The 24,178-nt window shown below is 67.4% G+C and carries 20 protein-coding genes; 11 read left to right on the top strand and 9 right to left on the bottom strand.

Annotation, left to right across the window (positions count from 1 at the left end; translation table 11 throughout):
• Nucleotides 1-3 precede the first annotated feature (3 nt).
• On the bottom strand, nt 4-693 hold the full coding sequence (locus tag EV678_RS00220) for a response regulator transcription factor (protein ID WP_130458080.1): 690 nt from the start codon (nt 691-693) through the stop codon (nt 4-6).
• A 215-nt stretch (nt 694-908) separates the two neighbouring features.
• Between EV678_RS00220 and EV678_RS00225 the strand changes: the two genes are divergently transcribed.
• From EV678_RS00225 to EV678_RS00235, 3 genes are all read left to right on the top strand, one after another.
• On the top strand, nt 909-1,475 hold the full coding sequence (locus tag EV678_RS00225) for a Spy/CpxP family protein refolding chaperone (protein WP_130458081.1): 567 nt from the start codon (nt 909-911) through the stop codon (nt 1,473-1,475).
• Nucleotide 1,476: 1 nt separating this feature from the next.
• Nucleotides 1,477-2,790 carry an alpha/beta hydrolase family protein gene (locus tag EV678_RS00230; RefSeq protein ID WP_130458082.1) on the top strand — a complete coding sequence of 438 codons (1,314 nt, stop codon included), beginning with the start codon at nt 1,477-1,479 and terminating at the stop codon, nt 2,788-2,790.
• 384 nt (nt 2,791-3,174) lie between these two features.
• The gene (locus tag EV678_RS00235; protein WP_130458083.1) at nt 3,175-4,113 is read left to right on the top strand and encodes an EF-hand domain-containing protein; all 939 of its coding nucleotides are present in this window, start codon (nt 3,175-3,177) and stop codon (nt 4,111-4,113) included.
• Nucleotides 4,114-4,215: 102 nt separating this feature from the next.
• Here EV678_RS00235 and EV678_RS00240 read toward each other — a convergent pair whose 3' ends face one another.
• Both EV678_RS00240 and EV678_RS00245 read right to left on the bottom strand, forming a co-directional pair.
• Complete coding sequence (locus tag EV678_RS00240) at nt 4,216-4,425, bottom strand: 2-hydroxymuconate tautomerase family protein (RefSeq protein WP_014236930.1); 210 nt, start codon at nt 4,423-4,425, stop codon at nt 4,216-4,218.
• On the bottom strand, nt 4,413-5,312 hold the full coding sequence (locus tag EV678_RS00245) for a DMT family transporter (RefSeq protein ID WP_130458084.1): 900 nt from the start codon (nt 5,310-5,312) through the stop codon (nt 4,413-4,415). Before EV678_RS00245 ends, EV678_RS00240 begins: the two co-directional genes overlap by 13 nt.
• 153 nt (nt 5,313-5,465) lie before the next feature.
• On the opposite strand from EV678_RS00245, the gene EV678_RS00250 reads away from it, so the two are divergent.
• Nucleotides 5,466-6,350: a LysR family transcriptional regulator gene (locus EV678_RS00250; protein WP_130458085.1), complete on the top strand. Its 885-nt coding sequence runs from the start codon at nt 5,466-5,468 to the stop codon at nt 6,348-6,350.
• An 18-nt stretch (nt 6,351-6,368) separates the two neighbouring features.
• The gene (locus tag EV678_RS00255) at nt 6,369-6,722 is read left to right on the top strand and encodes a hypothetical protein (RefSeq protein WP_130458086.1); all 354 of its coding nucleotides are present in this window, start codon (nt 6,369-6,371) and stop codon (nt 6,720-6,722) included.
• A 13-nt stretch (nt 6,723-6,735) separates the two neighbouring features.
• Here the strand turns inward: EV678_RS00255 and EV678_RS00260 are convergent, their stop codons facing one another.
• Complete coding sequence (locus EV678_RS00260; RefSeq protein ID WP_130458087.1) at nt 6,736-8,385, bottom strand: methyl-accepting chemotaxis protein; 1,650 nt, start codon at nt 8,383-8,385, stop codon at nt 6,736-6,738.
• 331 nt (nt 8,386-8,716) lie between these two features.
• On the opposite strand from EV678_RS00260, the gene EV678_RS00265 reads away from it, so the two are divergent.
• Nucleotides 8,717-9,115 (top strand): Hpt domain-containing protein, encoded by a 399-nt coding sequence (locus EV678_RS00265; RefSeq protein WP_130458088.1) that lies wholly within the window; start codon nt 8,717-8,719, stop codon nt 9,113-9,115.
• A gap of 15 nt (nt 9,116-9,130) precedes the next feature.
• On the opposite strand, the gene EV678_RS00270 is transcribed toward EV678_RS00265, so the two are convergent.
• Nucleotides 9,131-9,784, bottom strand: a complete 654-nt coding sequence (locus EV678_RS00270) for a response regulator (RefSeq protein WP_130458089.1) — start codon at nt 9,782-9,784, stop codon at nt 9,131-9,133.
• Nucleotides 9,785-9,975: 191 nt separating this feature from the next.
• Here EV678_RS00270 and EV678_RS00275 point away from each other — a divergent pair, with 191 nt between their 5' ends.
• From EV678_RS00275 to EV678_RS00285, 3 genes are read left to right on the top strand one after another with little or no spacing between them, the layout of a single operon-like run.
• A complete protein-coding gene (locus tag EV678_RS00275) occupies nt 9,976-11,016 on the top strand; it encodes an HD-GYP domain-containing protein (protein ID WP_207222124.1) in 1,041 nt (346 codons plus the stop codon).
• Nucleotides 11,017-11,057: 41 nt separating this feature from the next.
• Nucleotides 11,058-12,221 carry an FIST signal transduction protein gene (locus EV678_RS00280; RefSeq protein ID WP_130458090.1) on the top strand — a complete coding sequence of 388 codons (1,164 nt, stop codon included), beginning with the start codon at nt 11,058-11,060 and terminating at the stop codon, nt 12,219-12,221.
• Between the two features lie 5 nt (nt 12,222-12,226).
• Nucleotides 12,227-15,307: a hybrid sensor histidine kinase/response regulator gene (locus tag EV678_RS00285; RefSeq protein WP_130458091.1), complete on the top strand. Its 3,081-nt coding sequence runs from the start codon at nt 12,227-12,229 to the stop codon at nt 15,305-15,307.
• Between the two features lie 13 nt (nt 15,308-15,320).
• On the opposite strand, the gene EV678_RS00290 is transcribed toward EV678_RS00285, so the two are convergent.
• The gene (locus EV678_RS00290) at nt 15,321-15,683 is read right to left on the bottom strand and encodes a response regulator (protein ID WP_043798013.1); all 363 of its coding nucleotides are present in this window, start codon (nt 15,681-15,683) and stop codon (nt 15,321-15,323) included.
• Nucleotides 15,680-17,356, bottom strand: coding sequence for a cache domain-containing sensor histidine kinase (locus EV678_RS00295; protein ID WP_130458092.1), 1,677 nt, complete (start codon nt 17,354-17,356; stop codon nt 15,680-15,682). The genes EV678_RS00290 and EV678_RS00295 overlap by 4 nt, the downstream gene beginning before the upstream one ends.
• Nucleotides 17,357-17,546: 190 nt before the next feature.
• On the opposite strand from EV678_RS00295, the gene EV678_RS00300 reads away from it, so the two are divergent.
• The gene (locus EV678_RS00300) at nt 17,547-18,791 is read left to right on the top strand and encodes an HD-GYP domain-containing protein (protein ID WP_014236942.1); all 1,245 of its coding nucleotides are present in this window, start codon (nt 17,547-17,549) and stop codon (nt 18,789-18,791) included.
• Between the two features lie 323 nt (nt 18,792-19,114).
• The gene (locus EV678_RS00305; RefSeq protein WP_130458093.1) at nt 19,115-19,393 is read left to right on the top strand and encodes a type II toxin-antitoxin system HicA family toxin; all 279 of its coding nucleotides are present in this window, start codon (nt 19,115-19,117) and stop codon (nt 19,391-19,393) included.
• 135 nt (nt 19,394-19,528) lie between these two features.
• Here the strand turns inward: EV678_RS00305 and EV678_RS00310 are convergent, their stop codons facing one another.
• Nucleotides 19,529-21,031, bottom strand: a complete 1,503-nt coding sequence (locus EV678_RS00310) for an efflux transporter outer membrane subunit (protein WP_130458094.1) — start codon at nt 21,029-21,031, stop codon at nt 19,529-19,531.
• Entirely contained in the window at nt 21,028-24,162 is a 3,135-nt protein-coding gene (locus EV678_RS00315) for an efflux RND transporter permease subunit (protein ID WP_014236945.1), read from the bottom strand. The genes EV678_RS00310 and EV678_RS00315 overlap by 4 nt, the downstream gene beginning before the upstream one ends.
• Nucleotides 24,163-24,178 lie beyond the last annotated feature (16 nt).

The raw sequence follows: 24,178 nt of genomic DNA on the forward strand, positions 1-24,178 counted from the left end.
ACCCTACTCCCGGGTGAGCTGGTAGCCGATGCCGCGCACCGTCTGGATCCAGGTGCGGCCGTCGTCCCGCAGGCCCAGTTTGTGGCGGATGCTGCTCATGTGCACGTCGATGCTGCGATCGAAACGGCTCAAGGGCCGGCCCATGGCCTGCTCCGAGAGGTCCGGCTTGCTCACGGCCTTGCCGGCGTTGCGGGCCAGGACCTGGAGCAGGTTGAATTCGGTGCTGGTCAGGGTCAGGGGCGCCTCGCCCCACTGGGCGGCGCGGCGGGCGGGCCACAGGGTCAGGGGGCCGACCCGGATCTGGGCGGGAATGTCGTCCGCGCTCTCCCTGGTCTGGAAGCGGCGCAGTACCGCCCGGATGCGGGCCACCAGTTCCCGCGGCGTGCACGGCTTCTGCACGTAGTCGTCGGCGCCCATCTCCAGGCCGATGATGCGGTCGATGTCGTCGCCCTTGGCGGTCAGCATGATCACCGGCATGTCGCTGGCGGCGCGGATGCGGGAGAGGGCGTCCATGCCGCTGGCCTTGGGCATCATCACATCCAGCACCGCCAGGGCGTAATCGCCGGAAAGGGCGGCGGCGGCCCCCGCTTCGCCGTCGTGGGCCAGGGTGACGGAAAAGTCCTCTCGCTCCAGATATTCCCGGAGCATGTTGGCCAGTTCGGTGTCGTCGTCTACCAGTAGCAGCTTGGTCATGCTTGTCTCGAATTAACAGGGGATTACGGACGCCATGATAGCCGCCGCAAGTGCCTCTCCGGCCTTGCGGTTACAAGTTTTACCAGCCTTTACAGTGGGCGAACCGCCCTTTACCGCCGCCGGTACGACCATGGCTCCACGTCGAGACCGCCACCTCCGTCACGGAGCAGCCAGCTTCCCGACCTTCCCACCGTTTTCCCCTGAGGAGTCCGATCATGAATCTGCGATCCACCGTTGTCTCGGCCCTGCTGGCGCTCAGCCTGGCCGCTTCCTTCTCCGCCCGCGCCGACGGCCCCATGGGCGGGCCGGGGCATTGCCCCATGCAGCCGCCCGAGGGCGAACACCGCCATGGTGATGGCCAGGGCCCGGGGGGCTTTCCCGGCGCCGATTTCGGCCCGGCCATGCCCTTCCCCCGGGAGATCCAGCTGAGCGAGGCCCAGAAGGACAAGCTGTTCGACCTTTTCCTCAACCAGGCCCGGGTCATGCGCGACAAGGGCAAGGCTTTGCAGAAGGCCGACGCGGACCTGCGCGCCGCCGCCGGGGGCGACGAAGGCCGCCTGCGTAGCCTGGTGGATGCCCGGGCCAAGGCCTGGGCGGAAGTGACCCTGCTGCGCCTGCGCGGCGAACGCCAGGCCCTGGAGGTGCTGACGCCGGAACAGCGGCGCCAGGTCGAGGAACTGCGGCAGAAGCGGGAGCGGCAATGGGAATCCGGTCGGGGCGGCGAGCCTGTCTCTCCGCGCGACGGTCGTCCCGAATCCCGGCCCGAACCCCGCCGGAGCTGACATGGCCTTGCGCAATCCTCCCTTCGTGCCGCGCCGGCGCTTCCTCTCCCTTGGTGGCGGTGCCCTGCTGCTGAGCATGCTCGCCGCCTGCGGCAATTCCCGGCCCCGGCCCGACGACAGCGCGGAACGGCGCCTGGCCGAGCGGGGTTATCGCCCGGAACGGCATTTCGGCAGCGAAAGCCTGCGCCAGACCTGGTTCCTGGAGGAGGACAGCGTCGATGTGGCCCTGCTCATGCCCAGGGAAAGCGGCCCCTTCCCCCTGCTGCTCTACATGCCGGGCCTGGGGGAGAGTGCCGATGCCGGCCTGGCCTGGCGCCAGCAGTGGGCGGAGGCGGGCTATGGCGTGCTCTCCCTGCAGGGTGAAGCGCAGGGGCCGGCGGCCCTGCGCAGCGAACGGGCGCGCAATGCGGATTTCCAGAACCTGGCCCGGGAAGCCTTTGCCCAGCCTGCCCTGCAACGCCGGGCGCGCCTGGTGACGCGGGTGCTGGCCGAAGTCCGCCGGCGCCAGGGCGCCGGTCAGGGGCCCTGGACCCGCCTCGATACGGGCAGCCCGGTGCTGGCCGGTTACGACCTGGGCGCCCAGACGGCCCTGGCTTTGGCCGGGGAACGGGGGCGCAACGGCACCGCCCTGGTGCCGCCCCTGGAGCGGGTGGCGGCGGTGCTGGCCCTGAGCCCCCATGTGGACGGCCTGGCCGGCGGCTTCGCCCAGCGCTACGGGGCGGTAACCGCGCCGGTGCTGCTGGTGACCGGCTCCGACGACAGCGACAGCTATGGCCTGATGACCAATCCGGCGGCACGGCAGGCGCCCTTCCGCTATTTGCCGGAAGGCCGGGCCACCCTGCTGCTGCTCTACGGCGCCAACCACCGCCTCTTTGCCGGTGGTGCGGATGACGCTGGGGCAACGGCTGGCAAGGGGGCTCCCGATGGCGCATCCGGCGGTGCCGGTGGTGGCATGGGCGGCGGACGGGGCGGCGGCATGGGTGGCCCCGGAGGCGGCATGGGGGGCGGCATGGGCGGTCCCGGTGGCGGTATGGGTGGCGGTATGGGTGGCGGTATGGGTGGCGGTATGGGTGGCGGTATGGGTGGCGGTCCTTCCGGCGGCATGGGTGGGCCGGGGGGCAGCATGGACGGTGGCGATCGCGGCGGTCCGGGCATGGGCGGCGGCAACAACGGCAAACGCCAGCGCCTCTACGTTCAGCACGTCAGCACCGCCTGGCTGGACGAGCAGGTGCGGCAGGACCCCATCGCCCGGGAATGGCTGGAACGCAATGCCCCCGCCTGGCTCGACGAAGCCGCCCGGCTGCAACGGCGGTGAGCGGCAATATTCTCCAGCCATTCGGCAAGTATTGCCGTTTATGTACGATGGTCTGGTTTTGTCGATTGTTAAATTTTGTTAAGCATTTCAATTTATTGATTTATAAAGAATCGTTGTTTTTGTTAGTCGTATCCGAGTGGCTAGGTAGAAGCCTTTTCCGGCGCTTCAATCTTTCAAATACTCACGGTTTTTCGACGCTCGGATTTCTCTTGACCATTCTTAACCATAATTTACCTTTTTAGGCCTAAATTCAGGCCTTTTCAGGCCGAATCCTTGCGTAGGAACTGTAGCGACGGAACTCCCGGTGGCAGTTGTTCTTTGCCCATGACGGCGAGGCCGTCCATTGCATGAATCCGCTTGAGTCATTCCCTGAAAGGAACTGTCATGTCCAGCATTTCCAGCGTAGGCAGCAGCGCGGCGCAATACGCCGGCGTCAGCAGCCATCGGCGTCCCGATCCGTCGAAGATGGTCGAGGATATTTTTTCCAAACTCGATACCAAGGGGCAGGGTTACCTGGAGAAGAGCGATCTGGAGTCCGCCCTCAGCGGTCTCGGTTCCGACTCTTCGGCCAGCGTGGACGACGTCTTCAGCACCCTGGACGGCGACGGGGACGGCAAGGTCACCAAGGACGAGATGTCCTCCACCCTGCAGAAACTGGCCGACGAACTGGACAGCCAGTTCAACGCCAGCCGCATGAGTGCCGCCCAGGGCGGCGGCATGCGCCCGCCGCCGCCTCCGCCTGCAGAAAGCGAAGAAGACGAGGGCTACACCCAGGACGAACTGAGCGCCATCGCCAGTGCCACCGACGACAGCAACCTGTCGGAACTGATGAACAGCCTGGCCGCCAATTTCGATGCGGCCGATGCCAACGGCGACGGCAAGGTGACCCAGCAGGAAGCCATGGCCTACCAGGAGTCCGCCGATGCAGCCGGTTCCGGTAGCGCCACGGCTGCGGCCAACGGCATGCCGCCCCCGCCTCCCGGTGGTCGCGGTGGCGACGAAGGCCTGACTCTGGATCAGGTGAAATCCATGGCCAGCGACACCTCCGACAGCAAGCTGTCGGAACTGCTCAACACCATCTCCAGCAACTTTGATGCGGCCGATGCCAATGGCGACGGCAAGGTGACCCAGCAGGAAGCGATGGCCTACCAGGAGTCCACCCAGACCTCCAGCGACAGCTCCTCCTCCGGCGATTCCAGCAGCACTTCGGCCTCCAACGAAGCCGCCGTACTGAAGCGGATCATGGACCTGGTGCAGTCCTACGGCAGCGGCAGTGGCAGCAATTTCTCACAGCTGCTGAGTTCCATTTCCACCTCTGCCTGAGCGGCCTGCTGCCGCAAAAAAAGGGCGCCCCGGTGGGCGCCCTTTTTTCATGGAGTGTTCCATCCCCGGCGAGCAATTCTGTCGCCATGGGACGGGCCCGCCTCAGCCCTGCCTTTCCCGGGCCCGGCGCACGGTGACGCTGTCGCCGCCGATGCCCCAGTTGTCCGTGTCCACCTCGTCGATGGTGACCACGGTGGTTTCCGGGTTCTTGCCCAGAATGTCCCGCAGCAGCAGGGTGACGCCCCGGATCAGGGTGGCCTTCTGTTCGGCGGTGGCACCCTCCCGAGTGATCTTGATATTTACGTAGGGCATACGGCGTTCCTTCTGACAAAAAAACGGGTCTGGCTGCCGACCCAGGCGCCCAGGCTGACCAGCACCAGGCCGGCCATCAGCCAGGGGGACAGGGGCTCGCCCAGGAGCGGGGCGGCGGCGGTGCCGGCGATGGCGGGAATGAGGGCCATCAGGGTGCCGACCTTGGTGGGGCCCAGGATGGCCACGGCGCGCATGAAGAACATCATGGCCACGATGACCGCCAGGACGCCCTGGTAGGCAGCCTGCAGGGCAATGGTGGAAAGGCTGGCGGCGGCCAGGTTGTGGGGCAGCCACAGCACGTAGACCGGCAGGTAGAGGGCGGCCGAGACCAGGCCGACGCCCAGGGTGGCATCCCAGGGGGCCACCTGCCAGCGCCGCACCAGCACCGTGTAGATGGCCCAGGAGAGGCTGGAGGCCAGGATCAGCAGGTCGCCGCGCCAGTCGCCGACGCTGCTGCCGAAGCTGTCCGTGGCCAGGCAGGCGATGCCGGCGGCGATGCCCACCAGGCCGAGCCAGCGCTGGGGCGAGGGGCGTTCCCCCAGCACCAGCCAGGCCATCAGGGCCACCAGGAAGGGCAGCATGCCGGGCAGCAGCACGGCGCCGTGGGCGGCGGAGGTGAGCTTGAAGCCGGCATAGACCAGGACGCCGTAGCCGCAGCCGCCGGTGACGGCCAGGATCACCATGCGCCAGCTGAAGTTCAGCCGGGGTCGCCGCCACAGCCACACGGGCAGGAGGATCAGGGCGGCGGTGCCGAAGCGCAGGGCGGTCACGTCCCAGGCGGTGAGGGGGCTCTTGCCGCCCAGGCGCGAGACGAGGATGAAGCCGGACCAGACGGCGACGGTCAGGGCGGCGTAGAAATAGCCGCGCCGGAGATGCTGGTTGTCCATGGGTTGTCTCCTGGGGTTGGGGTGTTTTTATGGTCTTGCCAGGAGCACTGTAGCGGCGCATCATGTTCTTGAAAAATGAATTATTAAGATTTTTATATTCTTCTTTTGAGATTTGAATCGTGGCCCCGGACAAAGGGGCAAGGAGCGGCGTTCATGGAACTGGCAGACCTGCACATCTTTCGCACCGTGGTGGCGGAAGGCGGCATCACCCGGGCGGCGGTGCGCCTCAACCGGGTGCAGTCCAACGTCACCACCCGGGTGCGCCAGCTGGAGGCGGACCTGGGGGTGGAACTGTTCGTGCGCGAAGGGCGGCGCCTCAACCTCTCCGCCGCCGGCCGCCAGTTGCTGGCCTATGCGGAGCGCCTGCTGGACCTGGCCGAGGAGGCCCGCCATGCGGTGCAGGACGCCACGCCCCGGGGCCGCCTGCGCCTGGGCTCCATGGAGAGCACGGCGGCGGTGCGCCTGCCCGGGCCCCTGGCCGGCTTCCACCGGGCCTATCCGGAAGTGCGTCTGGAACTGAGCACCGGCGACACCCGCCGCCTGGTGGCCCAAGTCCTGGCCGGCGAACTGGATGCCTGCCTGGTGGCCGAGCCGGTGGACGATCCACGGCTGGAGAAGCGGGCCCTGTTCGAGGAAGAACTGGTGATCGTCACCGAGGCCGGCCACGGCCCGGTGCACTCGGCCCGGGACCTGGCGGCCAGCACCATCATCACCTTTGCCCCCGGCTGCGCCTACCGCAAGCGCCTGGAAGACTGGTTGGCCCGGGACGGCATCCTGGCGGAACGGGTGGTGGAGGTTTCCTCCTACCACGCCATCCTCGGCTGCCTGGTGGCCGGCATGGGGGTGGCCCTGCTGCCCCGGGCGGTGCTGGAGAACTATCCCGGCGCCGACCTGCTGGCGGCCCATCCCCTGCCCGGGCGCAGCGGTCTGGTGAATACGGTGGCCCTGTGGCGGCGCGGCGCCGCCATCCCCGCCGTCAGCGCCCTGGTGGAGCAGCTGGCCGGCAGCGTTGATCAAAGTCTGGAACAGGCCGCCTGAGGCGGCCGGGAGTCGGAAATGAGCGGTTTTGAAAACTTTCAGAGCGATGCCAACGAGCTGGAGACGGAAATCGTCCGCCGCGGCATCGTCCTCGGCATCGACTGGAACAACGAGACCCAGGTGCGCCTGCTGGCCCGGGAGGCCCTGGACCATGCCCGGGATGCCAGCCGGGCGGCAGCCGCCTGCTGCAACCACCAGGAACAGGCCAAGGCCGAGCTGTTCGCCTTTGCCGCCCTGATGCTGCGCACCATGCAGGAAAGCGCCGAAGAGGGTGTGCTGACCCACGGCGGGCCGGCCTGGAAGGCCTTCGCCCGGGCCCTCTGGGCCGAGTCGGGCCAGGGCAACCGGGCGGGCGGCCAGCCGCCGGCCTGAGGCAGTTGCCGCCCTAGGTGCGGAAGCGCTGCACCAGGGCGTCGAGGCGACTGGCGATCTGCTCCACCGCCTCCGCCGTTTCCGCCGTGTTCTTCATGGCGGCGCTGGTTTCCTCCACCATCTGGGCGACCTGCTCCACCCGCTGGGCAATGCTGGTGCTGGCGCTGCTCTGTTCCATGGTGGCCTCGGCCACGTCGCGCACCCGGTGCAGGGTCAGCTCCGACCCTTCGCGGATCTGGCGCAGGGACTGGGCCGCCTCCTCGGCCAGGGCGACGCCGCTCTCCACCTGGGGCAGGGCCGCCCCCATGGCCTGCACCACCATGTCCGTGTCGGTCTGGATGTGGCTGATCATCTGTTCGATCTCCACCGTGGCCTTGGCCGTCCGTTCCGCCAGCTGCCGCACCTCGTCGGCCACCACGGCGAAGCCCCGGCCCTGTTCCCCGGCCCGGGCTGCCTCGATAGCGGCGTTCAAGGCCAGCAGGTTGGTCTGGGCGGCGATGGCGCTGATCACCGAAGCGATGCCGGAGACTTCCCGGGTCTGGGTTTCCAGGTCCCGGATACGGCCCGAGGCGTCGCTGACGGTGCCGGCGATGGCCTTGATGGCGCCGCTCGCATTGGCCACCCGGGTTTCCCCCTCGGCCGCCAGCTGGGCCGATTCGCTGGAATTGCGTTCCGTATCCCGACTGTTGTCGGAGATGTGATTGATGCTCACGGTCAGTTCCTCGATGGCGGCGGCCATGGCGGACGTGGCGTCGGACTGCTGTTCCCCGGCCAGGGATACTTCCCGGGCGGCGGTGCTGATGCGCTCGGCGTTGTGGGTCAGCTGGCTCGAATTGCTGCCGATCTCCTTCACCACCTGGCGCAGGGAGGCCACCATGTGGCTGAAGGAAGCCAGCATGGACCCGGCCGGCGCCGTCTCGACCCGGACCGTCAGGTCGCCGTCGGCCGCCTGGCGCATGAGGTCGATGGCCACACCCGGTTCGCCCCCCACCTGCTGCAGCACGCTGCGGCCCACCAGGTAGGTGCCGGCGGCGACCAGGGCGAGCAGCACCAGCGCCATCAGGGAATCCTCGAGGGTCCGCTGGCGCACTTCGGCCTGCACGTCGTCCAGGTAGATGCCGCTGCCGACCACCCAGCCCCAGGGGGCGAACAGCTTCACGTACTGCAGCTTGTCCACCGCCTTCTCCGCCGGCTGGCCGGGGTGGGGGAAGAGGGTCTCGACAAAGGCGCCGTCCGGCTGCTTGATGGCGCCGTCGATGATGTTGCGCAGGGTCGGTCGGCCCTTGACGTCCCGGACCTCCCCTGTGACGTCCTTGCCTTCCCATTCGGGGCGGATCGGGTGCATCACCGTCACCCCTTCCGGGGTCCAGATGTGGAAATACTCGGAGCGCCCGTCGGCGCCGCCGTAGCGGGCCATGCGCACGCTTTCGGCGGCGGCCTTCTGGGCCTCGCTGCGGCTCATCTTGCCGGCCTTCTCCAGGGCCTGGTAGCCGGCGATGATGTTGTAGGCCGCTTCCACGGCGGCCCTGACGGTCTGTTGGTGGCCCTCGTGGAGGTCCCGGCTGACGCCCAGGGCTCCGAGGATGGTGATGGTGCCCATGCCGAATACCGCCAGGGCGATCAGGATGAACATCCGGCTCTTCAGGCGCAGATTGGCAAACACGATGGTAGTCTCCTCCGGTGGGACTGCAGGACGGCGTCCCCGTGGCGGGGATCTTGTCGATGCGGTGGAGGATGCCAGCGGAAAAGGCGCTTGCCAGCTCGGGTAACGCCCCGGTTAGGCCCTAGGTGATACCCCAGTTCCCCTGCTATTCATCTTTGGCAAAACTGCACGAACTTGTCGCAGGAGCGTCGCGAATGGAAGGACGGACCGTTGTACCCGTCCCCGGCCGGGCCGGAGACGCCGGTTTGCGGCATGGCCGGTAAGGCCTGCCGTCGCCCTGATGCCGTTGCCGTAAAATTCCGAGCGCACCCCGCTTGCTGGAGCCCATGCCATGACCGATTCCGTTGCCCCCCCGTCTTCCTCGCCGGCCTGCGATCCGGAAGGGCTGTTGCGCATGCTCAACGGCGACCGGGACAGCGTGCGGGATCTGGTGCAGACCTTCCTCGACAACTTCCCCCAGTTGCTGGGCGAACTGGATCAGGCCCTGGCCGAGTCGGCCGAGTCCGGCATGCCGGAGCCGTTGCGCCGCACGGTGCATCGCATCAAGGGGGTTTGCGCCATTTTCGCCACCGGGCGCATCGTGGCGCGGGCGCGGGAGATCGAGGCCCTGCTGCTGGCCGGGGCGGTGCCGGCCGGGGTGGATGAAAGTGCCCTGTGGCGGGAGGAGCTGCAGCAGGTGGCGGCGGAAATGACCGCCTTCAACCGCTCCCTGGCAGCCGGGGACGACTGAGGGGCGGCCGCGCTTTCAGGAGACCATGCCGTGCTGCATCGCATAGCGGGTCATGCCCGCCACATCCCGCACGCCGAGGCGCTCCATCAATTGGGCCCGGTGGAATTCCACGGTCTTGGGGCTGATGCTCAGTTCCCGGGCGATTTCCTTGGTGGTGCGGCCCAGAGCCACCAGCCGCAGGATCTGCTCCTGGCGCGGCGTCAGCTGGGGCGGCTGCAGCATTTCGCGGCGGTCCGTGCGCATGGCGTCCAGCAGTTGCTGCTGGATTTTGGGCGACAGGTAGCAGCTGCCGTCCATCACCTTGTCCAGAGCCAGCTGCAGCTCGGCGAGGACGAAATCCTTGAGCAGGTAGCCGTGGCACCCCGCCTCCAGGGCCGCCTCCACCACCTCGCGGCGGTCGATGCCGGAGAGCACCATCAGCTTGGTTTCCGGCGAGACCGTGCGGATCTGGCGCATGGCCTCGATGCCCGACAGGTTAGGCATGTCGATGTCCAGTACCGCCACGTCGGGTTTCAGGGCCTGGGTCCGTTCCAGGGCTTCCAGGCCGTCGGCGCATTCGGCCACCACCACGTATTCGGGCAGGGTCTGGATCAGGGAGCGGATGCCGGCACGCACCAGCAGTTGGTCGTCGGCGAGCAGCAGGCGGATGGCAGGCGTTGTGTCCGTCATAGGGGCTGGCAATCGGATGGGGGCCGTTGGAGGGATGGGAACCTGATGGCCAAGTGTAGCATCCTGTCAGGTGCCCGGCATGTTCCCACAGGCCGCGGCGGCCCGGCAGGAACTTATGCACAATCGGCCCGAGGCCTCGGTTCCATAATGGGCGCATCTGCCATCGCCAACGTCGCCGGGAAGGTCGCGCCGTGGAGCTGAATCTGGTCGTCATCGACGATTCCGAAATCAACCTGACCCTGTTCCGCGTCCTCGCCGAACGGATCGAGGGGGTGCGGGTCCATGGCTTCCTTTCCTCCAGCGAGGCCCTGGCCTGGTGCGAACAGGGGCAGGCGGACGTGGTTGTGGTCGATTACATGATGCCGGCGCCGGACGGCCTGGAATTCATCCGCCACTTCCGCCAGCTGCCGGGCATGGCCGAGGTGCCGCTGATCATGGTCACCGCCAACAACCTGCGGGACGTGCGCTGCCGGGCCCTGGAGCAGGGCGCCTCCGATTTTCTCAACAAGCCGGTGGACAAGGACGAGTTCCTCGCCCGGGTGCGCAACATGTGCGCCCTGCGCCGCAGCCAGCGGCAGCTGGCGGACCGGGCGGCCTGGCTGGCCGAGGAGGTGGCCAAGGCCACCGCCGGCCTCCTGGAGCGGGAGCGGGAGACCATCGTCTGCCTGGCCAAGGCCGCCGAATACCGGGACCCGGAGACGGGCGCCCACATCCTGCGCATGGCCCACTATTCGGTGCTCATCGGCCGCCAGCTGGGGCTGTCGCCGGCGGAGCTGGAGATGCTGCTGGAAGCGGCGCCCATGCACGACGTGGGCAAGGTGGGGACGCCGGACCTGATCCTGCTCAAGCCCGGGCGCCTGACCCCGGCCGAGTTTATGATCATGCAGCAGCATGCCGAGCAGGGTTACGAGATACTGCGCCAGGCCCGTTCCCCGGTCCTGGCGATGGCGGCGGTGATCGCCCGGGCCCATCACGAGAAGTGGGACGGCAGCGGCTATCCCCAGGGACTCAAGGGCGAGGCCATTCCGCTCCTGGGGCGCATCGTGGCGGTGGCGGACGTCTTCGACGCCCTGACGTCGCCCCGTCCCTACAAGCAGGCCTGGCCCCTGGCCCAGGCCCGGGAATACCTGGAGCAGAATGCCGGCAGACATTTCGACCCCCGCTGCGTCGAAGCCTTCCTGGTGGCGTGGGACGAAGTGCTGGCAATCCGGGAGCGTTTCCAGGACCAGTAGCATCGAGAGAAGACAAGAAAAGAGCAGAGGAGGAATCAGTCATGCGCGTTCTTCAGATCCACCTTCCCGTGGCCCGGGAGCCGGCCCACATCCGGGCCGCCCTGGCGCCCCTGCAGGCCATCGAGCCCCAGCTGCTGCTGGTGTTCTTTGCCGCCGAACGTCTGGCCGATGGCGCTTTCACCGCTCTCCTGGCCGAAGTCTTTCCCGGGGCCCTGCGCATCGGTTGCAGCACTGCCGGCGAGATCGTCGGCGAGGAAGTGTGCGAAGGCAGCATCGTCGTCACCGCCGTCCATTTCGACGCCACCACGGTGCGGGAAGTGACCACGGAGCTGGCCTGCATGGCCGATTCCGGTGCCGCCGGCGAGCGCCTGGCGGCCCAGTTGCCGGGAGAGGGGCTGCGGGCGGTGCTGGTCTTTGCCCAGGGCGTGGCCATCAACGGCAGCGCCCTGGTGGCCGGCATGAGCCGCCAACTGCCGCCCGGCGTGGCCGTCAGCGGCGGCCTGGCCGGCGATGGCGGCGCCTTTTCCCGCACCTGGGTGCTGTCGTCCCAGGGCGTGGCCGAGCACCGGGTGGTGGCGGTGGGGCTCTACGGCCAGGCCCTGCGGGTGGGCCACGGCTCCTTCGGCGGCTGGGAGCCCTTCGGCCCGGCGCGCAAGGTCACCCGCTGCGAGAACAACGTGCTCTACGAACTGGACGGGGAGCCGGCCCTCGACATCTACAAGCGCTACCTGGGCGAATACGCCCGCGACCTGCCGGCCTCGGGCCTGCTCTTCCCCTTTTCCATGGCCGACAAGGACCGCTCCAGCGTCGGCCTGATCCGCACCATCCTGGGGGTGGATGAAGCCTCCGGCAGCCTCATCCTGGCCGGCGAAATCGATCCGGACGGTTACCTCAAGCTCATGCACGCCAATCCCAATGCCCTGGTGGACGGGGCCCAGCGGGCGGCGGAAATGGCCCGGGCCATGGTGCCCGGGGAGGCCCTGGCGATCCTGGTCAGCTGCGTCGGACGCAAACTGGTGCTGGGCGGCCGGGTGGACGAGGAGGTGGAAGCGGTGGCCGACGTTTTCGGCCGCAACTGCACCCTCACCGGCTTCTATTCCTACGGCGAGATCAGCCCTTTCAATGCGGCCCCCGGCGCCGTTGGCCCCGATTCCTGCCGCCTGCACAACCAGACCATGACCATCACCCTGCTGACCGAGGTCTGAGGGCCATGCACCGCCTGCTGCTGCGCCAGTTGAAAGGCTCCCTCGGGGTGGCGGGCGAGGCGGAACTGCAACCCCTGTGCGACAAGCTGCTGCACCTGGCGGCCCGGGAGGACATCGCGCCGGATGTGGCGGTGGCCCTGGCGGGCCTGCCGGCCTTCCTGCGCCGGGTGGGGGAGGCCTATGCCCAGGCGGAGCGGGACCAGGCCCTGCGTACCCGCAGCCTGGAACTGTCGTCGGAGGACCTGAACCGGGCCTATGCCCGCCAGGAGCAGGAACTGGTGGCACGGGAGCAGTCCATCGCCTCCCTGCGGGAAACCGCCAACCGCCTCCTCGGCCAGATGGGACTGCCGGCCCTGAGCCCGGAGGATGCCAGCCTGGAATCCCTCTCCCAGCTGATGGACACCCTGGTGCGGGAGCGGGAGTCGAGCCGCATCCGCCTGCACCAGGCCCATTCCAGCCTGGAGCAGCAGAAGTTCGCCCTGGACCAGCACGCCATCGTCAGCGTCACCGACGTGGAAGGCTTCATCATCGAGGCCAACGACCGCTTCTGCGAAATCAGCGGCTATTCCCGGGAGGAGCTGGTGGGGCGCAACCACCGGGTGGTCAAGTCCGGCATCCATCCCCCCGCCTTCTACCAGGAGATGTGGGACACCATCGTCCATGGCCGGGTGTGGCAGGGCGAGGTCTGCAACCGCAGCAAAGACGGCCGCCTGTACTGGGTCAGCGCCACCGTGGTGCCCTTCTTCGACGACCTGGGCGTGCCCTACCAGTACATCGCCATCCGCACCGACATCACGGCGCGCAAACTGGCCGAGGCGCGTCTGGACGAGCAACTGCACTTTTCCCGCCAGGTGCTCGACACCTTGCCGGTTCCCCTCTATTTCAAGGACATCCAGGGCCGTTACCAGGGCTTCAACAAGGCCTTCGCCGATTTCTTCGGCATCGAGCCGAGCCTCTGGATCGGCCGCCACGTGCGGGACCTGCTGCCGCCGCAACTGGCCGAGCAGCACGTGGCCCGGGATGAGGAGGTGTTTGCCCGGGGCGGGCGGCAGAGCTACGAGATCGAGCTCATCACCCCTGCCGGCGCCCGCTACGACACCCTCTACAACAAGGCGGCCCTGACCCGGCCGGACGGCAGCGTGCGCGGCCTGGTGGGCACCATCATGGATATCTCCGAGCGCAAGCGCTGGGAGGCGGAAATCCTGCGGGCGAAGGAGGCGGCCGAGAATGCCAATCGGGCCAAGAGCGACTTCCTGGCCAACATGAGCCACGAAATCCGCACCCCCATGAACGGGGTCATCGGCATGACCGAGCTGGCCCTGGATACGGAGCTGACCGAGGAACAGCGGGACTATCTGGAAGCGGTGCAGATGTCCGCCAACGCCCTGCTGTCGATCATCGACGACATCCTGGACTTCTCCAAGATCGAGGCCGGGCGGCTGGATGTGGAACAGATTCCCTTCGACCTGGAAAAGGTCTGCGCCGACGCCCTGCGCACGGTGGCGGTGCGGGCCGACCAGAAGGGCCTGGAACTGCTGGCCCGGCGCGGTCCCGGGGTGCCGCGGCGATTGCTCGGCGATCCGGGGCGCCTGCGCCAGATCCTGCTCAATCTGCTGGGTAACGCCATCAAGTTCACCGAGCGGGGCGAGATCGAGGTGGCGGTGGAACTGGCTGAACCCGGGGCGGCGGGGCAGGTGCTGCACTTTTGCGTCAGCGACACGGGCATCGGCATTGCCCCGGAAAAGCAGGAGCACATCTTCGAGGCCTTCGCCCAGGAAGACAGTTCCACCACCCGGCGCTTCGGCGGCACCGGCCTGGGGCTGACCATCTGCAGCCGCCTGTGCGAACTGATGGGGGGGCGCATCTGGGTGGACAGCGTGCCCGGCCAGGGCAGCGCCTTCCATTTCACCCTGCAGCTGCCGACGGACGGGGCGGCCGCGCCAGAACCGGAACGCCGCCTGTCCGGCAAGCCGGCCCTGCTGCTGGTGGTGGCCAATGCCCGCCAGCGTTGTCGCCTGCAGGGGCTGCTGGCGTCCTGGGGGGCGACGGTGGTGGCTGCGGCCAGCGGTGCCGAAGGGCTGGCCTTGCTGGAACAGGGGCAGTGGGACGGCGTGGTGGCCGATTCCCGTCCGGCCGACGGCGACGCTGGGGACCTGCTCGGGCACCTGGCCCGGAGTCCCGGCCGGGTGCCGTTGCTGATGCTGCTCAGCCCCAGCCGCATGCGCCAGGAAATCGCCCGTTGCAAGGCTTTGGGCGTGGGGAATTATCTCGGCAAGCCGGCCCTGGCCGACGAGCTATGGCGCAGCCTGCAGGCATTGCTGGAGCCCGCCGTGGCCGGGGTCCCCGCCACGGTGGCGGAGGCTGCCGGCACGCCACCGGCAGGCCTGGAGGTGTTGCTGGCGGAAGACCACCCGGTCAACCAGCAGCTCATGCGCAACATGCTGGAACGCATGGGCCACCGGGTGACCCTGGCCCGCCACGGCGGGGAGGCGGTGGTGGCGGCGGCCCGCCGGCGCTTCGACCTGGTGCTGATGGACATGCAGATGCCGGAGATGGGGGGCGAGCAGGCGACCCGCCTGATCCGGGCCGACGAACAGGCCAGGGGCCTGGCGCCCCTGCGCATCTACGCCCTGTCGGCGGCGGCGCGGCGGGAGGACCGGCAACGGGGGCTGGCGGCCGGCATGGACGGCTACCTGCTGAAGCCCCTGCAGCAGAAGGACCTGCAGGAAGTGCTGGCGGGTCTGGCCCGGCCCGGGCAGGAAGAGGGGGGCTTCGACTACGGCAGGATGCTGGAAGGGGCCGACAGGGACGTGCTGCAGATCATCGGCGACGTCTTTCCCGGATTGACGCGGCTGGAAATGGCGGCGATGGAGGAGGCCCTGGCCGCGGCTGACTGGGAGCGCCTGGGGCGGGTGGCCCATTCCCTGCGCGGTGCGGCGGCCAATTTCGGCCCTTCGCCGCTGGTGCAGCAGGCGGCCGAGGTGGAGCGCCTGGCGCCCCATCAAGCGGTGCAGCCGGCCCATCTGGCGGAACTGCGGCTGGCGCTGGAGGCGTTGCTGCAGGGCTTGCAGCAGTTCGACCGCTAGGGGCGTTAGAACCCTACTGGGCCATGCCCAGGGCCTGCAACAGGCCTTCCCGGTTGATGGGCTTGATCAGCAGGTCGTCGAAACCCGCTTCCATGATCTGGTTCTTCTCGCTGGCAAAGGCGTGGGCGGTGTAGGCGATGATGTGCAGGCCCCGGGTCCTTTCCTCCTCCCGCAGGCGCTGGCAGACCTCGATGCCGGTCATGCCGGGCATGCTCACGTCGAGCAGCACATGATCCACCTCCGGCGTCCGGGCCAGGCATTCCAGGGCCGCCTCGCCGGAGTCCGCTTCCAGCACCTCGATCCCCAGCTTGCTGAGGATGGCGCGGGGCAACATGCGATTGACCTTGTGGTCGTCTACCACCAGCACTTTCATCATTCCTCCTTCTCGCCGATGGGCAGCGTGAAGTAGAACTCGCTGCCCCGGCCCGGTTCGGATTGTAGCGTCAGGCGTCCGCCCATCAGTTCCACCAGCTGGCGCGACAGGGCCAGGCCCAGGCCGCTGCCGCCCTGGCGCCGGGTGGCGAAGCTCTCGCCCTGGCGGAACTTGTCGAAGATCGTCTCCTGATCCGCCGGGGCGATGCCGGGGCCGCTGTCGCGCACGGCAAAGCGGATGCGCTTGCCATCCCTGCGCACGCTGACGTCCACTGTACCCCGATCGGTGAATTTCACCCCATTGTGCACCAGATTGTTGAGCACCTGGGTCAGGCGCAGGTGGTCGCACAGCAGCTGCCGGGGCACATCCCGGTCGATTTCCAGGTTCAGGGCCAGGCCCTTGCCGTCGGCCTGGGGCTGGTGGGCCTGCACCACCCGCTGCAACAGGGGCTGGAGCGGCTCCAGGGTCGGCGCCAGTTCGAAGCGCCCCGCTTCGATCTTGGCCAGGTCGAGAATGGAGTTGACCAGTTCCAGCAGGTGGCTGCCGCTGCTGTGGATGGTGCCGGCGTATTCCCGCAGGTCCTGGTCGTCGGTGCTTTCCTGCAGCAGTTCGGCATAGCCGATGATGCCGTTGAGGGGCGTGCGCAGTTCGTGGGACATGGAGGCGAGGAACTCGGACTTGAGCCGGTTGGCCTCTTCCGCCTTGGCCCGGCTCTGTTCCAGGCGCGCCAGCAGCAGGCCGATGCCCCAGGAGAAGGCCAGCACGATGAGCGTGACGAGGCCGCCGAAGGCCAGGTAGCTCCAGGCCCGGTGCCGGGTTTCGGCCAGGGCCTCGTTGCGGTCGCTGCCGACGATCACCATCAGGGGATAGTCGAAAAGGACCCGGTAGGCGAAGAAGCGGTCGATCTTGTCGATGCTGCTGGTGAGTTCCAGGGTGCCGCTGGCCTCCTTGCTGGCTGCCGTCAGGATGGGGCTGTTGGCCAGGCTCTGGCCCACCTGTTCATCCTTGCCCGACTTGCGGGCGCGGACGATGCCGTCCAGCCCCAGCAGGGTGATGACGCTGTGGGGACCCAGGTTAACGTCGGCATAGAGCTGGGTGAAGTAGAGGGGGTCCAGGGAGACCACCACGACGCCGCCGAAACTGCCGTCCGGCTTGTTGATGCGGCGGGTCAGCTGCAGCGACCATTTGCCCGAGGCCCGCCCCAGCACCGGCTTGCTGACGAAGAGCTGGCCCGTGTCGCGGGCGATGTGCACGCGGAAGTGCTCCCGGTCCGAGAGGTCCAGCACCTTGTGGTTGGGCAGGTTGGAGAGGATGTACTGGCCGTGCTCGTCGATGATGCCCAGCTGGTTGAAGAGATTGGAGAAGATCATCCCGTCCCGCACGTAGGCGGCGATGTCCACCTTCTCCGGATGCCGCTCGTACTGGTACTTGAGGAACATCACCGCCTGATCCACGCTCTTCAGGGTGCGCAGGGTGTGCTCTTCCAGGGCCCGGGCCAGGTTCAGGTTGTCCTGGTTGATGGAGGCGATTTCCAGGCTTTCCTCGTTGTGGATCTTGAAGGTGATGGCGCACCAGTTGAGCACCAGCAGGGCCAGGGCGAAGGTCCACACCAGGCGCCGGCCCTGGGCCGAGGCGGAGTGGGGATTGCTGGCGGGTGGGCGGGGCAGGTCGGGCATCGGTGTCAGCTTCAAGGGATGACGTGGGTATCCGGATAACGGATTCCAGTATATTGAAACGGACAAAATACGGTCCCGGGTGAAACCCTAGGTCGGACCCCGGGGAATCTCCCTGAAAAAGGGCATTTCTCCTCGTGCCGCCAGCCCTTACGTGGTCTACAATGCCGCCAGCCCTCACTCACCGATAGCCATGCAGCGTGTCAGCATCAACCGGCTCCAGCCCGGCCTCTTCATCTCCCTGTCCCATGTGGGCTGGGTGCGCCATCCCTTTTTGCTCAACGAATTCCGCATCTCCAGCGAGAAGCAGATCCAGGTCCTGAAGGAAATGGGCCTGGAGGACGTGCCCTGGGATCCCCAGCGCAGCACCACCGTGCCCCTGCCCGAAGTGGCCCGCAGCGCCGCGCCGGAAGAGGTGGATTTCGGTGCGGCGGCCCTGGCCGGCATGCTCGACGAGAAGAAGCTGCGCATGGAGCGGGTGCGGCGCCAGCGGGAACGCCTGGCCCGGCGCGAGCGGGAATACGATCAGGAAATCAGCGCCGCCTCGGAAATCCTCAAGACCCTTGGTCCCCAGCCGGCGGAGGCCCACGCCGAAGCCCAGAAGCTGGCCAGCCGCATCGTCGATGGCCTGATGGGCTCGGAGAGCGTGGTCATCCAGCTGATGAGCCAGAAGGTGCGGGAGGCCGGCCTGGCCTTCCACTCCATCAACGTCATGGTGCTGTCCCTGCTGCTGGGCAAGGCGGCGGAGCTGTCGGCGGAGGAAATGAAATACCTGGGGGTGGGAGCCCTGCTGCACGACGCCGGCAAGACCGAGATTCCGCCCCGCATCCTGCGCGCCACCACCCGCACCCCGCCGGAAGAGGAATACTACCGGGCCCACGTGGGCTACGGCATCAAGGCCGTGGCCGGGGCCAAGGGCATGGCCGTGCCGGCCCGCAACATCATTGCCTGCCACCATGAGCGCTGGGACGGCAACGGTTTCCCCAACCGCCTGGCCGGCGACAAGATTCCCCGTCTGGCCCGCATCGCTGCCCTGGCCAATCGCTACGACAACCTGTGCAACCCCTTCGACATCCAGAGCGCCAAGACCCCGGCGGAGGCCCTGGGCCATCTCTTCAAGAAGGAAAGCGGGGCCTTCGATCCAGATCTGCTGCAACGTTTCGTCAAGGTGCTGGGGGTCTATCCGCCCGGCACCTTCGTCACCCTCTCCAACGGCGCCGTGGGCCTGGTGGTGGAAAGCAACCCCAACCGCCTGCTGCAGCCCCTGGTGATGCTCTACGACGCCGATATTCCCCGCCATGAGGCCCTCATGCTCGACCTCAAGGAAGCCGAGCTGAACGTGGAGAGCACTCTCAACCCGGCCAACATGCCCCTGGAAGTGGTGGAGTATCTGGCGCCCCGGGGCCGCATCGACTATTACGTCGAAGGAGCGCCGTAAGGATTTTCCCCGTAGGCTTTCCGTGGCGGCTGTGCTAGTCTGGAACTGTGTCGTGGCTGGCGGCACCCACGATGGCAGTTGGCAGTCGCCGTGTTTCAAGGAGACCCTATGACCGTTGCAGATAGGCTTGTCTTTTGAGATTACCGGGTAGCACCAACGACGGCGAAAAGCCGGATTCCCGAGCCTGAAGGGCCAGGGAGGCAGCAACGGAAAGCCCATGCGATGCTTGCATGGGCTTTTTCTTTGGTGCTCGCAAAGACGGCTAGCTTGGCCCGGCGCGGCGCGTAGAATGGGGCGGTGATCTTCCCTTGCGGAGTACTGCCATGAGCCACAAGCACGCCAACCTGTTGCGCAGTATTTTCCAGGACCCCTTGAGCGCCAACATCCACTGGCGCGAGGTCGAATCCCTGCTGCACCATCTGGGGGCCGCCGTCGAGCCGACCCACGGCGCCCGCTACCGGGTGGTGCTGAACAAGGTGGAAGGCTTCTTCCACCATCCCCACAACAGTTCCACCTGCTCCAAGACCGACATCAAGCAGCTGCGGGAATTTCTGGGGCACGCAGGCGTTTCTCTTTCCGCCTACGAAAAGGGGCCGGACTGAGACGCAGGGCCCGGTCGCGTCGTGCGGCACCACGGGACGCTGTTCCGTACCCGTCCGTCAAAAAAAAGCCCCTCCGGCGCATGCGGGAGGGGCTGAAGAAGCCGGCGGGGGTGCCGGCCTCGGGGGTTGTGAGCCTTACTGGCCGGCCTTGGCCACCGGCGCGGCGGCCTGGTCGTTGCCGGAGTTCTTCAGGGATTCGGCCTTGAAGTCGTCCTTCCAGCCGCCGCCCAGGGCCTTGAACAGGTCCACGGCGGAGGTCAGGCGGGCCTGGCGGGTGCTAACGTAGTCCAGCAGGGCGTCGTTGGCGCTGCGCTGGGCGTCAAGCACTTCGAGGAAGGCGGAATAGCCGGCCTCGTAGCGTAGCTGGGCCAGTTCCAGGGTCTTCTGGGTGGCCTGCACCCGCTTCTCCTGGGCCCGTTCCCCTTCGCCGTTTTCCCGCAGTCCCACCAGGGCGTCGTTCACTTCCTTGAAGGCGGTCTGCACCGTCTTCTGGTAGCTGATCAGAGCCTGTTTCTGCTTGGCCGTGGCCTGGTCGATCCGGGCTGCGTTACGGCCGAAGTCGAAGATGGGCATGGTGGCGGCCAGGCCCAGGGACCAGGCGCCGGCGGCGGAGGTGAACAGGTTGGTGAGGGCGGCGCTCTCGCTGCCCAGGCTGCCGGTGAGGGACAGGCTGGGGTAGAGGGCGGCCTTGGCGACGCCGATCTTGGCATTGGCTGCCACCAGGGTCTCCTCGGCCTGGCGGATGTCCGGGCGGGCTTCCAGCAGGGAGGAGGGCAGGCCTGCCGGGGGCACCGGCGGCAGGGGCAGCTGGCGCAGGTCGCCGGCGGCGATCTTCAGATCGGGCTTGCCGGTGAGCAGGGCCAGCTGGGTCTCGGCCACGGCCCGCTGCCGGCGCAGGCTGGCTGCCTGGGCCTGGGCGGTGGCCAGGGTGCTTTCGGCCTGGTGCAGGTCCAGGGGCGAGGCGCTGCCGGCTTCCTGCTTGCTCTTGACGATGTCCAGGGCCTTTTCCCGGGTAGTTACGGTGTCCCGGGTCAGGGCCAGGTCGGCGTCGGCGGCGCGCAGGGTGAGGTAGGCATTGGTCACCAGGGAGGCGACGGACAATTCCACCGTGTCCCGGGCGTAGCGGCTGGAGAGCAGCTGGGCCCGGGCGGCCTCGTTGGCGCGGCGCAGCTTGCCCCACACGTCGATCTCGAAGGAGGTGCTGAGGCTGGCCTTGCGGCTGTCCCGCAGACGCTGGGTATTGGCCGCCGGCAGGGGATCGGTCTTCATGCTGATCTCGTTGCGGCCGCCGCTGGCGTTGGCGTCGATCTGGGGGAAGAAGGCGGCGCCCGCTTCCCGGGCCACACCCTCGGCCTCTTCCACCTGGGCCACGGCCAGCAGCAGGTCGTGGTTGTGTTCCTGGGCCTGGCGCACCAGGTCGTTCAGGGTGGCGTCCTGGAACAGCTTCCACCATTCCTTTTCCACCGGCGCCTGGGCCGCCGGGGCGGCTTCGGCGGTGGCCACGTAGGCTTCCGGCAGGGTGGCTTCGGGGCGCTTGTAGTCAGGGCCCACGGCGCAGCCGGCGAGGGCCAGCAGGGTCAGGGTGGCGACCAGGCCCTGGCTCAGGGCGAAGGGGGCGTGGGATGCAGGGCGGCTCATTGGCCTTCCTCCTTGTTATCGTGCGCAACGTGGTGGTAGGAGCCTTCCGGCAGGTTGGCACGGCGGCCCGACAGCCAGGTGAAGAACATGGGAATGAAGATGGTGGCGATGAAGGTGGCGGCCAGCATGCCCCCGAACACGCCCGTGCCCATGGACTTGCGCGCCGCGGCGCCGGCCCCGGTGGCCTTGACCAGGGGGAAGACGCCGAGGATGAAGGCCAGGGAGGTCATGACGATGGGGCGGAAGCGCAGGCGGGCACCTTCCAGGGCCGCCTCCAGCACGCCGAGGCCTTCCGCCCGCTTCTGGGCGGCGAACTCGACGATCAGGATGGCGTTCTTCGCCGCCAGGCCGATCAGCACCACCAGGCCGATCTGGAAGTAGATGTCGTTGGGCATGCCGCGGATCATCACCGCCGCCAGGGCGCCGAAGAGGGCGAAGGGCACGGCCAGGATCACCGCCAGGGGCAGGGACCACTTCTCGTACTGGGCCGCCAGGATCAGGAACACCATGATGATGCCGAAGCCGAAGGCAACGGCGGAAGTGGTGCCGGTGCGCTTTTCCTGGAAGGCCTGGCCGGTCCATTCCAGCTCGTAGCCGGCGGGCAGGGTTTCCTTGGCCACTTCCTCGACGATCTTGATGGCGTCGCCGGTACTGACCTTGGGCACGGAGCTGCCCATGACCTTGGCGGAGAGGAAGCCGTTGAAGCGTTCCAGCTGTTCCGGGCCGACCACGGACTTGACCTTGATCAGGGCCGAGACGGGCACCATGGAACCGCTGCTGCTCTTCACGTACACCCGGCCCAGGTCTTCCGGCTTGGAGCGGAACTGGCCGTCGGCCTGGAGCTGCACCCGGTAGGTGCGGCCGTTGAGGTTGAAGTCATTGACGTAGAGGGTGCCCATGGTGGCCTGCAGCGTCTGGTATACGTCGCTGACGGCGATGCCCATGGAGATGGCCTTGGCTTCATTGACCTCGACGCTGAGCTGGGGCGAGGTGGGGCGGAAGAAGGTGTTGATGCCCACCAGTTCCTGACGCTTCTTCAGGCCTTCCATGAACTGCTGCACGACACCGGAAAGCTTCTGGGGATCGGCATCGCCGCGGGCCTGGATGTAGGCTTCGAAACCGCCGGCGTTGCCCAGGCCGCGGATGGCGGGCGGGTTGAACACCAGGCCGAGGCCGTCCGGCAGCATCATGCCCATGCCCATGAACTTCTTCGCCAGGTCGTCGGCGCCGGCCTTGCGTTCGTCCCAGTCCTTGAGCGGGATGAAGACGGTGCCGGCATTGGGCTTCATGCCGCCGCCGATGATGTCGTTGCCGGCGATGACGAAGACCCGGTCCACTGCCTCGTCCTGCTTGATCATGGACTGGAACTGGTCGCCGGTGGCGCGGGTGCGCTGCAGGCTGGCGCCGTCGGGCAGCATCAGGGCGCTGATCAGGTAGCCCTGGTCTTCCGCCGGGACGAAGCCGCCGGGCACGGCGCGGAACATGAAGAAGCTGCCGCCGAGGATGACGACGCAGGCCACGGTGCCGATGATGCGGTGATGCAGGGTCTTGTTCACCGTGTCGGTGTAGGACTTGGTGAAGCGCTCGAAGAGGCGGTTGAAGGGACGGAAGATGGCCGGCTCTTCATGCTTGGGCTGCAGCAGCAGGGCGCACAGGGCCGGCGTCAGGGTCAGGGCGACGATGCCGGAGAGGGTGACGGAGATGGCCACGGTGACGGCGAACTGCTTGTACAGCATGCCGGCGATGCCGCCCAGGAAGGCGACGGGGATGAACACCGCGCACAGCACCAGGACGATGGCCACCACGGCGCTGGAAACTTCGCGCATGGCTTCGATGGCCGCTTCCTTGGGCGCCATCTTCTCTTCCCACATCAGGCGCTCGACGTTCTCCAGCACCACGATGGCGTCGTCCACCACGATACCGATGGCCAGCACCATGGCGAACAGGGTCAGGGTGTTGATGGAGAAGCCGAACAGCCACAGGCCGGCGAAGGTGCCGATCAGGGAGACGGGCACGGCCACCAGGGGAATCACCGTGGCGCGCCAGTTCTGCAGGAAGACGAAGACGACGATGGCCACCAGGACCAGGGCTTCCACCAGGGTGTGCACCACTTCGGTGATGGAGGCCTGGACGAACTTGGTGGTGTCGAAGGGGACCACGTAATCCACGTCGCTGGGGAACTTCTGCTTCAGTTCGTCCATGCGCAGCTTCACCTTCTTGGCCACGTCCAGGGCGTTGGCGCCGGACTGCAGGAAGATGCCGACGCCGACCACGGGCTTGCCCATCAGGGCGGTGGAGGCGTCGTAGTTCTGGGCCCCCAGCTCGACCCGGGCCACGTCCTTCAGGTACAGGGCGCCCTTGGGGCCGTCGGCGCGGATGACGATGTTGCCGAACTGCTCCGGCGTCGTCAGGCGGCCCTTGGCGGTCACCGTGTAGACCAGCTGCTGGCCGTTGGGGGCCGGCTCCTGGCCGATCTTGCCGGCGGCGTTCTGCTTGTTCTGGGCGGCGATGGCGTTGGAGATTTCCGTCGTCGTCACTCCCAGCTGGGCCATGCGGTCGGGCCGCAGCCACAGCCGCATGGAGTAGTCCAGGGCACCGAAGATCTGGGCATCGCCGACGCCGGGGATGCGCTTCAGGTCGTCCAGGATATTGACCAGGGCGTAGTTGGACAGGTACAGGGGCGTGCGGGTGCCTTCCGGCGAGGTGATGGCAGCCACCATCAGGATGTCGTTGGAACGCTTCTGCACGGTCACGCCGTACTGGCGCACCACGTCCGGCAGGCGCGGCTCGGCGATCTTGACCCGGTTGTTCACGTTCACCGTGGCCATGTCCACATCGGTGCCGACCTCGAAGGTGGCGGTGATGGAGAGGGAGCCGTTGGCGGAGGCCGTGGAGTTGAAATACATCAGGTTTTCAACGCCGGAAAGCTGCTCCTCGATGGGGGCGGCCACGGTCTTGGCCAGGGTTTCGGCGGAGGCGCCGGGGTAGGAGGCGGAGATGATCACCGTCGGCGGCGCGATTTCCGGGTACTGGGAAATGGGCAGCACCCGGGATGCCATGATCCCGGCGATGACGATGACGATGGAGATGACCGATGCGAAGATCGGTCGATTGATGAAAAAGCGTGACATGTTGGGTTCGAATCCC

Source organism: Azospira oryzae, from assembly GCF_004217225.1.
GTDB lineage: Bacteria > Pseudomonadota > Gammaproteobacteria > Burkholderiales > Rhodocyclaceae > Azospira > Azospira oryzae.